Source organism: Citrobacter sp. On2M (genome assembly GCF_018035235.1).
Classification (GTDB): domain Bacteria; phylum Pseudomonadota; class Gammaproteobacteria; order Enterobacterales; family Enterobacteriaceae; genus Citrobacter; species Citrobacter meridianamericanus.
In genome coordinates this window covers 283,737-301,365 of record NZ_WPCV01000003.1, presented here as the reverse complement: position 1 = coordinate 301,365, position 17,629 = coordinate 283,737, and the positions used below count along the sequence as shown (strand labels likewise).

16 protein-coding genes are annotated in these 17,629 nt (G+C 54.9%); 9 read left to right on the top strand and 7 right to left on the bottom strand.

Annotation, left to right across the window (positions count from 1 at the left end; genetic code table 11):
* Positions 1 to 39 precede the first annotated feature (39 nt).
* The 4 genes from On2M_RS09990 to ybbA all read right to left on the bottom strand — a co-directional run bounded on the left by On2M_RS09990 (position 40) and on the right by ybbA (position 5,533).
* The gene (locus On2M_RS09990; RefSeq protein WP_151224881.1) at positions 40 to 870 is read right to left on the bottom strand and encodes a MetQ/NlpA family ABC transporter substrate-binding protein; all 831 of its coding nucleotides are present in this window, start codon (positions 868 to 870) and stop codon (positions 40 to 42) included.
* 244 nt (positions 871 to 1,114) lie between these two features.
* Positions 1,115 to 2,248 carry a porin gene (locus On2M_RS09985; RefSeq protein ID WP_187252888.1) on the bottom strand — a complete coding sequence of 378 codons (1,134 nt, stop codon included), beginning with the start codon at positions 2,246 to 2,248 and terminating at the stop codon, positions 1,115 to 1,117.
* A gap of 187 nt (positions 2,249 to 2,435) precedes the next feature.
* A complete protein-coding gene (gene ybbP / locus On2M_RS09980) occupies positions 2,436 to 4,850 on the bottom strand; it encodes a putative ABC transporter permease subunit YbbP (RefSeq protein WP_210904736.1) in 2,415 nt (804 codons plus the stop codon).
* Positions 4,847 to 5,533 (bottom strand): putative ABC transporter ATP-binding protein YbbA, encoded by a 687-nt coding sequence (ybbA, locus tag On2M_RS09975; protein WP_151224880.1) that lies wholly within the window; start codon positions 5,531 to 5,533, stop codon positions 4,847 to 4,849. Before ybbA ends, ybbP begins: the two co-directional genes overlap by 4 nt.
* Here ybbA and tesA point away from each other — a divergent pair.
* From tesA to On2M_RS09960, 3 genes are read left to right on the top strand one after another with little or no spacing between them, the layout of a single operon-like run.
* Positions 5,501 to 6,127, top strand: a complete 627-nt coding sequence (tesA, locus tag On2M_RS09970) for a multifunctional acyl-CoA thioesterase I/protease I/lysophospholipase L1 (protein ID WP_187252890.1) — start codon at positions 5,501 to 5,503, stop codon at positions 6,125 to 6,127. The two genes, ybbA and tesA, sit on opposite strands and share 33 nt — an antisense overlap.
* Positions 6,128 to 6,155: 28 nt before the next feature.
* Positions 6,156 to 6,926, top strand: a complete 771-nt coding sequence (locus tag On2M_RS09965) for an SDR family oxidoreductase (protein WP_151218664.1) — start codon at positions 6,156 to 6,158, stop codon at positions 6,924 to 6,926.
* A 58-nt stretch (positions 6,927 to 6,984) separates the two neighbouring features.
* Complete coding sequence (locus On2M_RS09960; protein ID WP_187252892.1) at positions 6,985 to 7,839, top strand: co-chaperone YbbN; 855 nt, start codon at positions 6,985 to 6,987, stop codon at positions 7,837 to 7,839.
* Positions 7,840 to 7,885: 46 nt separating this feature from the next.
* On the opposite strand, the gene fetB is transcribed toward On2M_RS09960, so the two are convergent.
* Together fetB and fetA are read right to left on the bottom strand one after the other, a co-directional pair.
* A complete protein-coding gene (gene fetB / locus On2M_RS09955; protein ID WP_151218662.1) occupies positions 7,886 to 8,665 on the bottom strand; it encodes an iron export ABC transporter permease subunit FetB in 780 nt (259 codons plus the stop codon).
* Complete coding sequence (gene fetA / locus On2M_RS09950; protein WP_210904735.1) at positions 8,652 to 9,329, bottom strand: iron ABC transporter ATP-binding protein FetA; 678 nt, start codon at positions 9,327 to 9,329, stop codon at positions 8,652 to 8,654. The genes fetB and fetA overlap by 14 nt, the downstream gene beginning before the upstream one ends.
* A 134-nt stretch (positions 9,330 to 9,463) precedes the next feature.
* Between fetA and On2M_RS09945 the strand changes: the two genes are divergently transcribed.
* From On2M_RS09945 to On2M_RS09930, 4 genes are read left to right on the top strand one after another with little or no spacing between them, the layout of a single operon-like run.
* Positions 9,464 to 10,381 carry an SPFH domain-containing protein gene (locus tag On2M_RS09945; protein WP_016152106.1) on the top strand — a complete coding sequence of 306 codons (918 nt, stop codon included), beginning with the start codon at positions 9,464 to 9,466 and terminating at the stop codon, positions 10,379 to 10,381.
* Positions 10,378 to 10,836: an NfeD family protein gene (locus tag On2M_RS09940; RefSeq protein ID WP_151218661.1), complete on the top strand. Its 459-nt coding sequence runs from the start codon at positions 10,378 to 10,380 to the stop codon at positions 10,834 to 10,836. Before On2M_RS09945 ends, On2M_RS09940 begins: the two co-directional genes overlap by 4 nt.
* A gap of 19 nt (positions 10,837 to 10,855) precedes the next feature.
* Positions 10,856 to 13,000 carry a hypothetical protein gene (locus On2M_RS09935; protein WP_210904734.1) on the top strand — a complete coding sequence of 715 codons (2,145 nt, stop codon included), beginning with the start codon at positions 10,856 to 10,858 and terminating at the stop codon, positions 12,998 to 13,000.
* Positions 12,970 to 13,686, top strand: a complete 717-nt coding sequence (locus tag On2M_RS09930) for a DUF3142 domain-containing protein (protein ID WP_210904733.1) — start codon at positions 12,970 to 12,972, stop codon at positions 13,684 to 13,686. Before On2M_RS09935 ends, On2M_RS09930 begins: the two co-directional genes overlap by 31 nt.
* Here the strand turns inward: On2M_RS09930 and cueR are convergent.
* Positions 13,683 to 14,093, bottom strand: coding sequence for a Cu(I)-responsive transcriptional regulator (gene cueR, locus On2M_RS09925; protein ID WP_029139441.1), 411 nt, complete (start codon positions 14,091 to 14,093; stop codon positions 13,683 to 13,685). The genes On2M_RS09930 and cueR overlap by 4 nt on opposite strands.
* Before the next feature lie 109 nt (positions 14,094 to 14,202).
* On the opposite strand from cueR, the gene copA reads away from it, so the two are divergent.
* Entirely contained in the window at positions 14,203 to 16,704 is a 2,502-nt protein-coding gene (gene copA, locus On2M_RS09920; RefSeq protein ID WP_210904732.1) for a copper-exporting P-type ATPase CopA, read from the top strand.
* Positions 16,705 to 16,804: 100 nt separating this feature from the next.
* Positions 16,805 to 17,599 (top strand): TraB/GumN family protein, encoded by a 795-nt coding sequence (locus On2M_RS09915; protein WP_210904731.1) that lies wholly within the window; start codon positions 16,805 to 16,807, stop codon positions 17,597 to 17,599.
* Positions 17,600 to 17,629 lie beyond the last annotated feature (30 nt).

Below are 17,629 nucleotides of genomic sequence, written 5' to 3'. Positions count from 1 at the left end.
GCAGTCGTCGCTGCCCCTGTTAACCCTTGTGCGCAGCGATTATTGGGCTGACGACATCCATTCCGGTTTCTGGAAGGCGCTGTAGATATTTTTCGGGTCGTCGATCACGGCGCGATACGCCGGGGATTTCACCGCCTCCACAATATCTTTCGCGAACGGTTTATCCGCATCTTCGCTGCGTACCGCGATGATATTTTTCAGATTTTCATCCAGGTGCTCTTGCTTGATGGCGCTGGCGAGATCCAGTTTTGCCGCCACGGCAAAGTTACCGTTGACCAGCGCGCCGGTCACGCCGTCCAGCGTCCGCGGCAACTGCGCGGCTTCCAGCGGTTTAAACACCAGGCCTTTCGGATTGCTGGCGATATCGCGCTCGGAGGCTTTAGTCGGGTCGATGTTATCTTTGATGGTGATAAGGCCAATAGACTGCAGGAAACGCAGCCCGCGAGCCAGGTTAGTGGGATCGTTGGAAAGCGTGATCACATCCCCTTTTTTCAACTCATCCAGGCTTTTGATTTTATGCGAGTAAAAGCCCATCCCGGCCGTTGGGACCACAATCAGCTTGCTCAGCTTCAGGCCTTTATCGGCGGTGAATTTGTCAAAGTAGAGCGAGTGCTGGAACAGATTGGCATCAATGCTGCCGTTGGAGAGCGCCATGTTCGGCTGCACGTAGTCGCTGAATTCGCGCACCACAACCTTATAGCCTTTCTCTTTCAACGTAGGGGCAATGGCTTGTTTTACCATATCGCCGTACGGCCCAGGTGCGACGCCAAATACGATGGTGTGTGGATCACTGTTCGCATGAGCAAATTGTAATCCGCAGGCCAGTAACAGCGCTCCGGTCGCGACGCGTAAACTCTGACGCAATCCCATAATCTCTCCATTTTAACGTTGTGGTGTCATGTCTCACGCCGTTCTTGCGGCGTTGTTCTTGTTGGCCTGTCAACAGGCTGATTGTTAACATGACACAGATCACAACCTGCTGTCCTTGAAATTATTTCATGATGTTGCGAGATATGTCGTTGAATGTACGCGGAAGGCACTTATGGTTTTTTAACAAAGGAGAGTAAAAAACCGGATAACCTTTTGGTTACCCGGTTTTGGCAGGGAAATTGACTTAGAAGTCGTAACGCAGACGAACCAGATTCATGTCGCCCAGATTATCGGTGCTGGAAGTGAAGACATGTTCGTAATCCACACGGAAACCGTAATCCAGCTGGAAGCTGATACCCACACCGTTGTCGGTGCGCAGGTAGTTACGACCATTCACGTATTCAATACGATCGCCCATAAAGTATGGCTGCACGGATTTCAGCGCATACTGACCAACCGGGAAGGTGTAACCCGCGAAGTATTCCAGACCCCAGGCATCACCGGCAAAATAGTCGTTAACCGAGACTTTTTTGGTGGTCATGAAGTTCTGATACCAGCCGCCGCCCATGGAGAACGTCCAGTTGTCCGGTTTCCAACTCAGCGCAGTACCGACAATGTTTTGATCGTAGGTTTTGCTGGTGTTACCACGCATTTCCGCGCGAGTATAGTTCCACGCCGTACCCCAGGTCAGGTCATCAGTGATGTGGTAATCCACACCCAGCGAGCCACCACCTTTACGCTTGTAGCGCAACCCGTTGTTCGGGTTGTAGTCATCGCTGAACAGATAAGACGCGTAAAGATCGACATCACCTACCGTATTTTTATATTTCAGTGATTTACGTGTACGATAAGAACCATCATAGTCGCCATTGATACCGTTACCCGGTGCCTGGCCGATCATGTCGTAGTCCCAGATATCCGTTTTTGCCCCCACCACATCATAGTAAATGCTGTTCTGTTGACCGAAGGTCAGTGTCCCCCAGGTCGCGCTCTTCAGACCGGTGTACAGCATACGACGCGTGGTATCATTGGCACCGTTAGCATAGTGATTGTCCCAGTTGAACATCGCCGGGAAGTTAACGCCCAGCTCGTAGTAGCTCACCCAACTGATGTCATCAAACAGATAGTAGTCAGCGGCGAAGCGGAAACGCGTTCCACCGTCGAAGCCATTACGCTTGTAGCCATTTTTACCATCGTCACCGGCCATATTCTGGAACTGCGGACGAATACTCCCACCGACGGTGAAGTTAAGACGGCTCAGCGGGTTGCCCGCCTGCGGATCTTGTTTCAGGATCGTGATTTCCGCCTGGGAGGCGAAGGTCGTTAATGCCACTGCTGCGCCAATCGATACCGCCAGCGCCGTTTTTTTTATAGTCATTATTTGTACCTTGATAGATAGCCTGCCAATTATTCAGCACACAAATATTAACGTTTATTAATACACTCGTGTTGTCGGGTTTTTATTGTTCTGTGCTGTTAAATATCAATGAGTTATCAATTTGTGCTACATAAATAAAAAACGCACCGATTTAAAAAAACCGGTGCGTAATCATCACAATTATGAATTAACTGCTGAACTGACGGAATAGCGCTTTGCCTTTTAACAGACGTGAACCTAACCATCCACCACAGAGAGAGAGCAGCAATGCCCCACAAAGCGGCAACACGACCCACAGTCGCCAGTCTGGCTCCCACGGGAAATCAAACACGCGGGTTTGCAACACCGCCAGTGCGGTTTCCGCCCCAATGGCCGCCACCAGTCCGGCAACCATCCCGAGCATCGCGAACTCGCACCACAGCGAGGTACGCAGCAGCTTCTTGCCCGCGCCCAGCGTACGCCAGACCACCAGTTCCTGATGACGCTGACGCAACCCGACCTGCACCTGCGCCAACAGGAGCAACATACCGCAGGCGGTGACCAGCACCACCATCACCTCCAGCGCGCGGCTCACCTGCTCCAGTACCTGGCTCACCTGTTTGAGGATAGCGCCAATATCCAGCAGGCTGACGGTCGGAAACTCACGGTTAAGCTGCGTCAGCATGCCGTTGCCGTTCTCCCAACGAAAACTGGTTAACCAACTTTGCGGCTGTCCGTCCAGCGCGCCGGAGGGGAAGATAAAGAAAAAGTTAGGTCGCAGACTTTCCCAGTCCACTTTGCGCAGACTGCTGACCGTGGCGCTGAAATCCTGAGTATCACCCATAAAGGTGACCCGATCGCCAAGCCTGACGTTCAGCCGTTTTGCCAACCCCTCTTCCATCGACACTTCACCCGCTTTTGGCGGCCAGCTCCCGGCAACGATCGGGTTATGATCCGGTCGGGTATCCTGCCAGGTCAGATTAAGCTCGCGGTTCAGCGCTTCATCCTGATTGCCTTCGGTCGGCTGCTCATTGATAGCGGTCAGACGCGCCCGCACTATCGGGTAGAACGACTCCGGGATCACCTGATGCTCAGCCAGGAAAGCCTTCAGCGGAGCCACCTGCTCGGTGGCAATGTTGATCAGAAAATAGTTTGGGCTTTCCGGCGGCATTTGCTGCTGCCAGCGATCGAGGAGATCGCCGCGCAGCACCAGTAACAGCGCCAGCAGCATAAAGGACAGCGAGAATGCCGATAGTTGGCTGAGCGTTGACCATGGCTGGCGCAATAGCCGGCTGACCGCCAAACGCAGTGGCAGCGATGTCAGCGTCAGACCACGCAGCAGGTTAAGCAGCATCCAGCCAAGCACGCCGCACAGCAGCGCCAGCACTACCGCCCCGGCCAGTACTGCCCACAACAGCATACTTCCGCCCATCAATCCGGCCAGCAGCGCAACTACAACTATCGTTGCTACGGGCAAATAGACCTTGAGCGGCCAGACGTTAGCCACCACGTCGCGACGCAGTACCCGCAGCGGCTGCGTCGCCAGCAGCAGGCGATAAGGGCGTAATCCCACCAGCAGAGAAATGACGGTCATCGTACCGAATGCCCACAGCCACGGCCACAGGCTGGCGGGCGGCAGTTCACCGGGCAGAACCGGCTTAAGTAAGACCACCAGCACCCGCTCAAATAACAGCCCGAACAGCCCGCCGGTCACGCCGGACAGCACCAGCACCATCAGCCACTGGCCGATAATCAGCTTGCGTAGCTGCGCTCTGCCTGCACCGAGCGTTTTTAATATCGCCACCAAGTCGTAACGGCTGCGGCAGTAATGATTCATCGCCACGGCAACGGCAGCAACCGCCAGCAGTAGCGTTAACAGTGCCGACAGCAGCAGGAACTGTTGCGAACGCTCCAGTGATTTCCCCAGCGCCCCTTCATCCTGCTCCAGACCATACCAGCGCTGTTCCGGCTTTAACTGCGGCAGCAGCCATTTTTCATAAGCTTCCAGTTGCTGTGGCGTCCCACCAAATTTATAGCGCCAGGTCACACGGCTTCCCGGCTGGACCGCCGCCGTTTTTTCGACATCCGCCATGTTCATCATCAGGCGCGGCGCTATCTGGAAAGGATTAAAACCAGAATCTGGTTCCTGCACCACTTCTCCGGCGATGCGCAGGGTGGCATCGCCAACGTCGATGGAATCACCGATTTTTAAGTTGAGCAGCGCCATCAGACGCGGGGCCAGCAGCACCAAGCCTGGCTGCGGTTTCAACCCCGGCGGATTGGTTTGCAACAAGCCATACATCGGATACACATCATCCACCGCTTTGACGTTCGCCAGCTGCGGCGTATCCCGGGCAAAGGTCATGGTGGCAAAGGTCAGTTGCTCACCTACTTTCAGACCACGCTGTCGCGCCTCGTCAATCCACGCTTTCGGTACGGCGCGCGAACTTTGCAGCGACCGATCGCCCGCCATAAACTCACGGCTTTGCTGGCTCAGCCCTTTTTCCATGCGATCGCTGATATTGCCCAGCGCCAGCACGCAAGCCACAGCCAGACTTAGCGCCAGCCAGACAATCAGTAATGAAGGCGAGCGCCACTCGCGCCAGAACCAGCGTGCAATCATGCCTCCTCCTGCAACTGTCCGTTCACCAGGCGTAAACGCCGATCGCAACGCGCCGCCAGCTGCGGGTCATGGGTCACCAGAATCAGGGTTGTGCCATGTTCCCGGTTCAGAGAAAACAGCAGGTCGGCGATTTTGTCTCCGGTCTGCCTGTCCAGATTGCCCGTCGGTTCATCGGCAAACAGCACGTCAGGGCGTCCATTAAACGCCCGCGCCAGCGCCACGCGCTGCTGCTCCCCGCCGGAAAGCTGGGCCGGAAGATGATCAAGGCGCTTACCCAGTCCCAGTTGCTCCAGCAGCACTTTTGCTCCGTCGCGGCTTTTTCCACTGTTTTCGCCACGCAACAACGCGGGCAGCTCAACGTTCTCCAGTGCATTCAGGGTTGGAATTAACATGAACGACTGGAAGACAAAGCCCACGTGTCGCGCCCGCAGTTGCGCCCTTGCTTCTTCGTCCATGGCGTGCAGCGCCTGTCCAACCAGGCTGACTTCACCGCTGGAGCCATCGTCAAGCCCGGCGAGGATCGCCAGCAGCGTGGATTTCCCCGATCCCGACTCGCCAATCAACGCAATGGTCTCGGCGCGTTTGACAACCAGTTCAACTCCGGTAAGGATGGATAGCTCTTGATCACCCTGACCGACGGATTTCTTAAGATGATGAACTTCAACAATGTTTTCCGCTGGCATTGGCCTTTCCTGTTCCTGGTTCTGTTAACTTTCCGCGCCGCCGCTGCGGACACGTTATTAATTCTGGGTGACAGCCTGAGCGCCGGATACCGTATGTCCGCCAGCGCCGCGTGGCCTGCGCTACTTAATGATAAATGGAAAACTAAAACGCCGGTGGTGAATGCCAGCATTAGCGGCGACACCTCGCAGCAGGGTCTGGCCCGTCTGCCCGCATTACTCAAGCAGCACCAGCCTCGCTGGGTGCTGGTCGAACTTGGCGGCAACGATGGTCTGCGCGGCTTTGCGCCTGCGCAAACCGAACAAACCCTGCGCACAATCCTGCAGGACGTGAAAGCGGCAAATGCCGAACCGCTATTAATGCAAATTCGTCTGCCGGCAAACTACGGTCGCCGTTATAATGAAACCTTTAGCGCGATTTATCCAAAGCTCGCCAAAGAGTTTGATATCCCTCTGCTGCCCTTTTTTATGGAAGAGGTTTATCTGAAACCCCAGTGGATGCAGGATGATGGTATTCATCCTAACCGTGACGCCCAGCCGTTTATTGCCGACTGGATGGCGCAACATCTCACTCCTCTAGTTAATCACGACTCGTAATTCAACGGAGATCCTGACAGGTAAAGTTATGCAAAAATCGGTCTTAATAACAGGATGTTCCAGCGGAATCGGTCTGGAAAGCGCGCTTGAACTAAAGCGCCAGGGTTTTCAAATTCTGGCAGGCTGTCGCAAACCTGACGATGTTGCGCGTATGAACAGTATGGGATTCACCGGCGTATTGCTGGATCTGGACTCACCCGAAAGCGTGGATCACGCCGCCGATGAGGTGATCGCCCTGACCGATAATCGTTTGTATGGGATCTTTAACAATGCCGGATACGGCGTCTATGGCCCACTGCCGACCATTAGCCGCGAGCAAATGGAGCAGCAGTTTTCGGCCAACTTCTTTGGTGCACATCAGCTGACCATGCGCCTGTTGCCCGCCATGCTCCCTCACGGAGAAGGACGTATTGTGATGACCTCGTCGGTGATGGGATTGATCTCAACACCGGGACGCGGAGCCTATGCCGCCAGCAAATACGCACTGGAAGCCTGGTCCGACGCGCTGCGCATGGAACTGCGCCACAGCGGGATCAAGGTCAGCCTGATTGAGCCCGGCCCTATTCGCACCCGTTTTACCGAAAATGTCAATCAGACTCAACGTGATGCTCCCGTTGAAAACCCTGGTATTGCCGCACGTTTTACGCTGGGACCAGAAGCGGTTGTCGCCAAAGTGCGTCATGCGTTTGAGAGCGACAAACCGAAGCTTCGTTATCCGGTTACGTTGGTGACCTGGGCAGTGATGCTACTTAAACGCCTGTTGCCAGGCCGCATAATGGACAAAATTTTACAGGGTTGAGTTGAAGCACGCGCGTCAGCCCCCATGTAACAAGAAATCGACAAAAGAGAGTAACTCCATGTCCACACAGAATATTGTTAACATTAACGAATCGAACCTGCAGCAGACCCTTGAACAGTCGATGACCACGCCGGTCCTGTTCTATTTCTGGTCTGAGCGCAGTCAGCACTGCCTGCAATTGACGCCGGTACTGGAGAGCCTTGCCGCCCAGTACAACGGCCAGTTTATTCTTGCCAAGCTCGACTGCGACGCCGAGCAGATGATCGCTTCTCAGTTTGGCCTGCGCGCCATCCCTACGGTTTATCTGTTCCAGAACGGTCAGCCAGTGGACGGATTCCAGGGCCCGCAGCCGGAAGAGGTTATCCGCGCGCTGCTGGAAAAAGTGTTGCCGAGCGAAGAAGAGCTGAAAGCGCGTCAGGCTATCGAGTTCATTGAGGCAGGTAATCACGCCGACGCGCTGCCGCTCCTGAAAGAAGCGTGGCAGATCTCCAACCAGAGTAGCGAAATTGGCCTGCTGCTGGCGGAAACGCAAATCGCCCTGAACCGCTCTGACGAAGCCGAAGCGGTGCTGAAAACCATTCCGTTGCAGGATCAGGACACCCGCTATCAGGGACTGGTCGCGCAAATTGAACTGCTGAAGCAGGCGGCCGATACGCCGGAAATCCAACAGCTGCAACAGCAGGTTGCCAGCAATCCGCAGGATGCGGCGCTGGCAACACAGTTGGCCATTCAGTTACATCAGGTCGGACGCAACGAAGAATCGCTGGAACTGCTGTTCAGCCACCTGAAGAAAGATCTCACTGCTGCCGACGGCCTGGCGCGTAAGACCTTCCAGGAGATCCTTGCCGCACTCGGAACCGGCGATGCACTGGCCTCAAAATACCGCCGACAGCTGTACGCGCTGTTGTACTAATCTGCTGCATTTGCCGGATGGCGTTAGCCGTCATCCGGCCATCACATCACGTCTTCTTCAAATGCGTTACGACTAATTGGTGACGCGAATTATAGAATTTCCGATAGGTCAGGTAGCAGGCGATAATGGTTGACAGGCTGGCGGTCGAAAGCAGCATAAACGTCACCATAATCTGATATTTAATCGCTTTTACCGGATCAATACCCGCGAAGATCAACCCGGACATCATCCCCGGTAAACTCACCAGCCCTACCGTTTTCGCAGAGTCGATCGTTGGGATCAGCGAGGCGCGAATGCTGTCGCGAATCAGCGGCGCGGAGGCCACTTTCGGCGTCGCGCCGAGGCTGAGTTTTTCCTGAATCTGCTGCTGTTGGCTGCTAAACCGCTGACCCAGATTGTTGTAACACAACCCCACCGCCACCATCGCATTGCCTGCAATCATGCCTGAGATCGGGATGACCTGCATCGGCGCGAACTCGATAGAGCCAGACAAAACCAGCACCGCCAGCGTTAATCCCGCCCCCACCGTGATGGCGATGAACGACGAGAGGAAAGCTTTATCAATATATTTACTGCGCTTTTGCGCGTTATAAGCCGCGTTAAAGCAGATAAACAGCACCATCAGTAAAGTCAGAATACTGTGGTTAACGCCAAAAATATATTTCAGCACATAGCCGACGATAATAAGCTGAACCACCGCCCGGCAAACGCTCCAGAGAATATCTTTTTCCAGCGCCAGTTTTTCTTTGTGGCTAATCAGGATCGCCACCACCACCAGCATCATCGCTAATGCCAGGGACTCATTGGTAATATTATGCTCGTTCATTGCGTGCTTCCTGCATTTCTCCGGCGTGCGGTTGAAGGGTTATGACATTATCCGCATGCGTAATTTCATCTTTGTCGTGCGTCACCCACAGCACCGCAATATTCTTATCGCGAACATAATGGTGAACTAATTCGTTCACATTACGTTTATTAGCTTCATCCAGCGCGCTGGTGATTTCATCAAGCAGCAGGATTTTGGGCAGAAACTGCAAATTACGAATTAGCGAGATGCGCTGCTTTTCGCCACCGGACAGCTCATTTATGTTTTTTTTGAGGATCGTCTCGGGGAGATCAAAACGGGCCAGTACGGTCAGAAACGCATCCGGCTCCGGACGTTTGTTACGGATTTGCCAGGGGAAAATGAGGTTGTCGTAGACGGTCTCACCAAACAAGGCAGGCGTTTGCGCACAATAGGAGACCTGCTGGCGATACGCTTCCGGCTTGAGGGTACTTATCTCCTTGCCTTCAAAGAGGATTTCACCGGCAGTCGGACTCATTAATGACGCCACAATCTTGAGTAACGTACTTTTCCCGCAGCCGGACTGGCCGGTAATCAGCTTAAATTCTCCGGCACGGAGATCAAAATTGATGTTATTGAGAACCTGCGTCTCCCCTGCCTGCCATGCGACATTTTTTAACTGAAGCAGAATGCTGCTTTCTTCCATTACCCATCCCTTTTTTACATCTTTCGTGCAGACAGTCTATGCCTGTAATTTATTATAAGGGAGCCCCCCTTGATTAATCGGGTATAATTTGATTAATGAGGCAGTAAAGGACAGCACAACAGGAGGTTTCATCAATGCTCATTTTTATTCCTATTCTCATCTTTGTCGCACTGGTCATCGTCGGCGCTGGCGTCAAAATCGTCCCGCAGGGATATCAGTGGACGGTAGAGCGTTTTGGCCGTTACACCAAAACCCTGCAACCAGGTTTAAACCTTGTCGTGCCGTTCATGGATCGCATTGGTCGTAAGATCAACATGATGGAACAGGTGCTTGATATCCCTTCTCAGGAAGTCATCTCCAAAGATAACGCCAACGTCGCGATTGATGCCGTGTGCTTTATTCAGGTGATCGACGCGCCGAAAGCCGCCTATGAAGTCAGTAATCTGGAACTGGCGATCATCAACCTGACCATGACCAACATTCGTACCGTTCTCGGCTCGATGGAGCTTGATGAAATGCTCTCCCAGCGCGACAACATCAACACGCGCCTGCTGCATATTGTTGATGAAGCCACGAATCCCTGGGGCATTAAAATCACCCGTATCGAGATCCGCGACGTGCGTCCTCCGGCAGAACTTATCGACGCGATGAACGCGCAGATGAAAGCCGAACGTACCAAACGCGCCTACATTCTTGAAGCCGAAGGGATCCGTCAGGCAGAAATCGTCAAGGCCGAAGGTGAGAAGCAGTCGAAGATCCTTAAAGCGGAAGGTGAACGCCAGTCTGCGTTTTTACAGGCTGAAGCGCGTGAACGTTCGGCAGAAGCTGAGGCTCGCGCAACGCAGATGGTTTCTGAAGCCATTGCCGCCGGGGATATTCAGGCCGTGAACTACTTCGTGGCGCAGAAATACACCGAAGCGCTGCAGCATATCGGTTCATCGAATAACAGCAAAGTGGTAATGATGCCGCTGGATGCCAGCAGCCTGATGGGCTCCATTGCCGGGATCGCAGAACTGGTTAAGGACAGCGCCAGCGAGCGGAAAAAATCATGATAGCGATGATTCTGGTACACCCGCACATCTTTTGGCTCAGCCTCGGCGGTTTGCTACTCGCTGCCGAGATGCTGGGCGGTAACGGCTATCTGCTGTGGAGCGGCGTGGCGGCGGTGATTACCGGCCTGGTGGTGTGGCTCGTTCCGCTTGACTGGGCCTGGCAAGGAGCGATGTTCGCCGTCCTCACCCTGCTGGCAGCCTGGCTCTGGTGGAAGTGGCTGGCAAGGCGTGTTCAGGAGCAGAAACCCGCCGACAGCCATCTGAACCAGCGCGGGCAGCAGTTGGTTGGTCGTCGATTTATTCTGGAAACTGGCCTGGTCAATGGCCGTGGACATATGCGCGTCGGCGATAGCTCATGGCCCGTCAGCGCCCGCGACGATTTGAGCGCCGGAACGCAGGTTGAAGTTATTGCCGTTGAAGGGATAACCCTGATTATTAAAGCGGTATCACACTAAAAAGACAGGAAATAAGACTATGGTCAGGAAGACACCCCTTGCCTTTGCCCTTTGCACATTACTGACCGCCGTCCCGCAGGCATTCGCCTCTTTCGATATGGAAGACTGCAAATGGAGCGACGACAGCTGCCTGCTGAAAGGCACGCCAACCTTTAACCCTGAAAACGACAGCCGCGACAACCTGCTGCGGCTGCTGAGCCAGGAAAAATCATTTGCTCTGCCGGTGCAATCAATGCCAGCGGATATCACCCGCTCCCGAGATTTCTATTTTGCCTATCACCCGCAATGGGATGAGGCAGCCCCGCAGCCAGCCGCTGCGCCGGCATCCGCCGCAGACAGCCCACTCTCCCGACAGATGGCCGAACTGAACATTAGCGCAGACGAAATAAACGTCAACGACGCTGAGCTTGAGAACCGTCATGTTTCAAATAACACCGAGAGCGTCAGCGCATTTTTTGCCGCACTGCTGGCCGACCCGACGTTAGCGGCGGAACAGCGTCAGGCCTTAGCCCAGGCGCGTACGGGGCTGCTATCCGGGGCAACCCGCGAACAAATTGAGTCTTCACTTGCCACCCTCCCGGCTGATTCACCGGCTCAGTCCTATAAAAATTATCTGGCCGCAGCTGCCAGTTTCTATGCCGGTGATTATGCCAGCGCCGAACGCGATTTCACTCAGCTTGCCAAAAGTGAGCGCCCGTGGCTGGTAGAGACCGCGCAATACATGTTGATGCGTGCGGCCTTGAACAAGAGCAGCCAGAACAGCGTGGGCGAGTACGGCGATTTTGATATTGCAAAAATTAACCGCGAGGATGCGACTCAGGCTCAGACGCAGGCACAAGTCTATTTGCAACGCTTCCCGCAAGGCCTGTATGCCGAATCCGCGCGCGGTATGCTGCGTCGCATCAACTGGTATTTACAGGCGTGGCCACAGCTGGCCGGGTTGTATGAGCAAACGCTCCAGCAGTCGGCTGACGCACGGCAACTGCGTGACATTGTCATCGAATACGATAATGTCTACGGTATGGCGTTCTACGAACAGTCCGTGGTAGAAGCCTTCCCCGATGCGCCGCATGTCAGCTATATCGAACTGCTGCGCGCGCTGCGTCTGGATAACAACAGTAAACCCACACTGACCCAGGCGCAGCTCGATGCCAGCAAACCGGTGTTTGAACAGAGCCAAAAATTGCCGCTATGGCGCGATCTGCAACTGAATCTGTGGCTGGCGACGGAGAACTACGCGGCGATTATTCAGGCAGTTACGCCAGCGCAGAAACTTGCCGCTCACGATACCCTCGCCTTCAGCGAACAAGTGCTGTATGGCGAAGCGCTGATGGGCCAGAAGAACTGGCCCGCGGCGCGTGATTTCTGGCTGCAGTTGCTAAAACTCAGCCAGGACAACGAACAGCAGCAGTATGTACAGGCTAAGCTCGCCGCCACGCTGGTTTATAGCGGCGATGTGGCGGCGGTTTTTGCCCCAGAAAGCGCAGTGACCAACCTGCGTTTTCGCTCGCAGATACTGAAAACACAGGCCTCGCCGGAACTGCTGCGCCAGCAGGCCGTCCATGGACCCAACAATGAAGAGCGTACCATCGCCCTGCATACGCTGCTGGTACGCGATCTTACTGAAAACCGCTTTGGCGACTGGTTGAATGACAGAAAACTGGCCAGCGCCATTACTCCACCGGTTATTGGCGACGCGTTTGATGACGTTAATCTGAGTATTTTCGACTGGAATGGCGATGCCGCTCAAGCCGGTTATACCTGTCGCAGCCTCAATGAAACGGTAACGGTATTGAGCAAAAAAGCGGATGATGCCCACGCGCTGAACTGCTTAGGCGAATTCTTCCGCACCACGCAAACCCACGTTGATTTGTGGAAAAACAGTGCCGGCAACGACGTACTTGAATCAGCAATATCGCGCAAAGAACCGTTCGGCCAGTTCGACAGGCAAAGCTACTATCAGCAGGTAATCACTTCACCGAAAGCAGAGGTTGAAGACAAGAGCTTCGCGCTGTATCGCGCCATCATGTGCTATGCGCCGTCAGGCTCTAACGAATGCGGCGGTGAGGAAGTGGATAAACTGCAGCGTAAAGGCTGGTTCACCCAACTGAAAACGCAGTATCCGGGAAGTCCGTGGGCGCAAAAACTCAAATACTACTGGTAACCGCGCTGCTGACAGGCCAGCCGCAGGCGGCGGATATCGTCGCCGCCCGTGAGCATCCGGCCTTCTGGCTGTGGTCCGGCGTGAAGGCCAGTGATGAGCTGAAAGACGCGCAAACGGTCTATCTGCATCAGGGTGAGGTGCTGATTCGTTCGGGTAACGTGGTTTTCCAGCGTCTCGGGCTGCCGGTCAGCCGCCTGTCTTTTCCCTCGATCTGGCTGACCGTGCGCTTTACCACGCTCGACGTACCGGAGGCGATCCCGGCGCGTATCATACGGTTGATGCAACGCTGGCAGACGGCCGGGAATCACGTGGTCGGCCTACAGGTTGATTTTGACGCGGCGACTCATCAGCTTGCCGATTACGCCCGCTTTTTGCAGCAATTACGTCAACAGTTACCAGCCGAGTTTGCACTTGGCGTGACTGGACTTCTGGATTGGGCAAAAACGGGCGACGTCGCCACGCTGAACGCGCTGGCGGTCGATGAACTGGTGGTCCAGAGCTATCAGGGCCGTCATACGGTAACGAATTATCAGGCGTATCTGCCCGCACTCAGCCATCTGCGCATTCCGTTTAAGCTGGGGCTGGTGCAAAACGGTAGCCGGGATCCGCTGGCTGAAGCACAACTTGAGAAATCCCCATGGTACCGCGGCACGGTGGTGTTTATGCTTAATCCCCCTCGCCGTTAAGCCTTCGCTTTATGGTGGCAGCAGCCGGAGAGGTTATCAATAATCGGGCATTCGGCACTGTCATCGCCTGGGCAACTCTCCGCCAGCGCCAGCAAATGCAAGCGCATGGCCTGCAACTCGCTGATATGCCGCTCAATGTCCGCTACCTTTTCTAAGGTACGCTTTTTCACATCTGCACTATGACGCGCCGGATCGTTAAACAGGTTCACCAGTTCGCCACACTCTTCGAGATTAAAACCCACCTGGCGTGCCTGGCGCAGCAGCGTAAGTTCATTCAGATGCTGTTGGTTGTATGTACGATAGCCATTTTCGCTACGTAGCGGCGGCGTCACTAAGCCTTTTTCTTCATAAAAGCGTATGGCTTTGCTGGTTAAACCGGTTTTTTTAGCAACATCGGATATATTCATCTTTTCTCCCTTGACCTTCCCCCAGATGGAAGGTTTAACCTTTATAACAGTTAGTCAAAACGATTGCCAAGGTCAATAAGTAACCGACCACTCATAGAGGAAATTTGTTATGTCTCAAACAATCGATCTAACCCTGGACGGTTTGTCCTGTGGTCACTGCGTAAAACGCGTTAAAGAAAGTCTGGAACAACGTCCAGACGTTGAGCAAGCGGATGTCACCGTGACAGAGGCGCATGTTACCGGGAGCGCCAGCGCAGAAGCGCTGATTGAAACCATCAAACAAGCCGGTTACGGCGCGGAGTTAAGCCACCCAAAGGCTAAACCGCTGACGGAGTCATCAATCCCGTCGGAAGCACTGGCAGCGGTCCCTTCCGAGCTTCCGGCAGCTACGGCTGATGATGACAGCCAACAGTTGCTGTTAAACGGCATGAGCTGCGCCAGTTGTGTGACCCGTGTACAAAATGCATTGCAAAGTGTACCGGGCGTCACTCAGGCACGGGTAAACCTGGCGGAACGCACTGCGCTGGTAATGGGCAGTGCCTCCGCCGCAGATTTAGTCCAGGCAGTTGAAAAAGCGGGTTACGGCGCAGAAGCGATTGAAGATGACGTCAAGCGCCGCGAACGTCAGCAAGAAACCGCCGTGGCAACCATGAAGCGTTTTCGCTGGCAGGCAGTTGTTGCGCTGCTGCTGGGTATCCCTGTCATGGTATGGGGTATGATCGGCGACAACATGATGGTGAGCGATGACAACCGCAGCCTGTGGCTGACGATTGGCCTGGCAACGCTTGCCGTGATGGTTTTCGCGGGCGGTCACTTTTATCGCAATGCGTGGAAAAGCCTGATGAACGGCACCGCGACTATGGATACCCTGGTCGCGCTGGGTACAGGGGTGGCATGGCTCTATTCCATGAGCGTCAACCTCTGGCCGCAATGGTTCCCAATGGAAGCGCGACACCTCTATTATGAAGCCAGCGCCATGATTATTGGTCTGATTAACCTCGGACACATGCTGGAAGCGCGGGCTCGCCAACGCTCGTCCAAAGCGCTGGAAAAACTGCTCGATTTGACGCCGCCGACCGCACGCGTCGTTACTGACGAAGGTGAAAAGAACGTACCGCTGGCAGACGTTCAGGCCGGAATGTTACTGCGTCTGACTACCGGTGACCGCGTGCCGGTCGATGGAGAAATTACACAAGGTGAAGCCTGGCTGGATGAAGCGATGCTGACCGGCGAGCCGATTCCGCAGCAAAAAGGTGAAGGCGATAGCGTCCACGCCGGTACGGTCGTCCAGGACGGCAGCGTGCTATTCCGCGCCAGCGCCGTTGGCAGCCACACCACGCTGTCGCGCATTATTCGTATGGTGCGTCAGGCGCAAAGCAGTAAACCGGAAATTGGCAAACTGGCCGACCGTATCTCCTCGGTGTTCGTTCCGGTCGTGGTCGCCATTGCGCTGGTCAGTGCGGCTATCTGGTATTTCTTTGGACCAGCGCCGCAGATTGTCTATACGCTGGTGATTGCCACCACCGTTCTGATTATCGCCTGCCCTTGTGCGCTGGGTCTGGCAACGCCGATGTCGATTATTTCCGGCGTGGGGCGTGCCGCTGAGTTTGGGGTACTGGTACGCGATGCCGATGCGCTGCAGCGCGCCAGCACGCTCGATACTCTCGTCTTTGATAAGACCGGGACGCTGACCGAAGGCAAACCGCAGGTTGTCGCCATCAAAACGTTTGGTAATACCGAGGAAGCGCTGGCAATTCGTCTGGCAGCGGCCCTTGAACAGGGTTCCAGCCACCCGCTGGCCAGAGCGATTCTCGACAAAGCGGGTGATATCACGCTGCCGCAGGTCAACGGTTTCCGTACGCTGCGTGGTTTAGGCGTCAGTGGCGAAACGGAAGGTCATACGCTACTGCTGGGCAACCAGGCGCTGCTCAATGAGCAGCAGGTCGATACCACAGAAATGGAAGATGAAATCACCGCTCAGGCTTCCCGGGGTTCAACCCCCGTGCTGTTGGCAATTGATGGTAAAGCCGCGGCGCTGTTAGCGGTACGTGATCCACTGCGTAGCGACAGTGTGGCAGCGCTCCAGCGCCTGCACCGCGCTGGGTATCGTCTGGTGATGCTCACCGGCGACAACCCAACGACTGCCAACGCCATTGCCAAAGAAGCTGGTATTGATGAGGTGATTGCGGGCGTTCTGCCGGACGGTAAGGCCGAGGCGATTAAGCGTCTGCAGAGCCAGGGGCGTCAGGTTGCCATGGTCGGTGACGGTATCAACGATGCGCCAGCGCTGGCTCAGGCCGATGTAGGGATCGCCATGGGTGGCGGCAGCGATGTGGCGATTGAAACAGCCGCAATTACGCTGATGCGTCATAGCCTGATGGGCGTTGCAGATGCGCTGTCTATCTCCCGGGCAACGCTGCGCAATATGAAGCAGAACCTGCTTGGCGCGTTTATCTATAACAGCATCGGTATCCCCGTTGCCGCCGGGATCTTGTGGCCGTTCACCGGCACGCTGCTCAACCCGGTCGTCGCCGGGGCGGCGATGGCGCTTTCTTCCATCACCGTGGTGAGCAACGCGAACCGACTGCTGCGCTTCAAACCTAAAGAGTAACCCTTTGCCGGATGGCGCTATCAACTGTGCCATCCGGCAATTCACGCATTGCACCTTCCAGGACCACGCGCTAGCATGGAAGTCCACTTAGGGAGGTCGTATGGATTTGTTATACCGGGTAAAAGCATTTTGGTCTGCACTGCGCGGCAACCACTATACCTGGCCTGCCATCGACATCTCTTTGCCCGGCAACCGCCATTTTCATCTGATTGGCAGCATTCACATGGGCAGCCGCGATATGGCGCCTCTGCCTGCCAAATTACTCAAAAAGCTCAAGCATGCCGATGCGTTGATTGTCGAAGCTGATGTTTCCGGCGACGATGCACCGTTTGCCAACCTTCCGACCTTTGCCGCACTGGAAGAACGCATCAGCCCGGAGCAGTTAGATAATCTGCATAAGGTCACCGACGAACTGGGCATTTCCCCTTCCCTGCTGTCCACGCAGCCGTTATGGCAAATCGCCATGGTATTACAGGCAACGCAGGCGCAGAAGCTGGGGCTGCGGGCTGAATACGGGATTGATTACCAACTGCTGAATGCGGCTAAAAAAGTGCATAAACCGATAATCGAACTGGAAGGCGCATCCAGCCAAATCGCACTGTTATGTCAGTTGCCCGATAACGGCCTGGCTCTGTTGGACGATACCCTGACACACTGGCATACCAATGCCAGACTGCTACAACAGATGATGAGCTGGTGGCTTGAAACGCCGCCGCACAATAGCGAACTCACACTACCCAATACATTTAGTCAGTCGTTGTATGACGTTTTGATGCATCAACGTAATGCGGCCTGGTGCGATCGACTCAGAGCGATGCCTGCCGGTCACTATGTGGTGGCCGTTGGCGCGCTGCATTTATACGGAGAAGGAAATTTGCCGGAGATGTTACGGTAAAAAAAATGGCCAATATCTCTATTGGCCCGT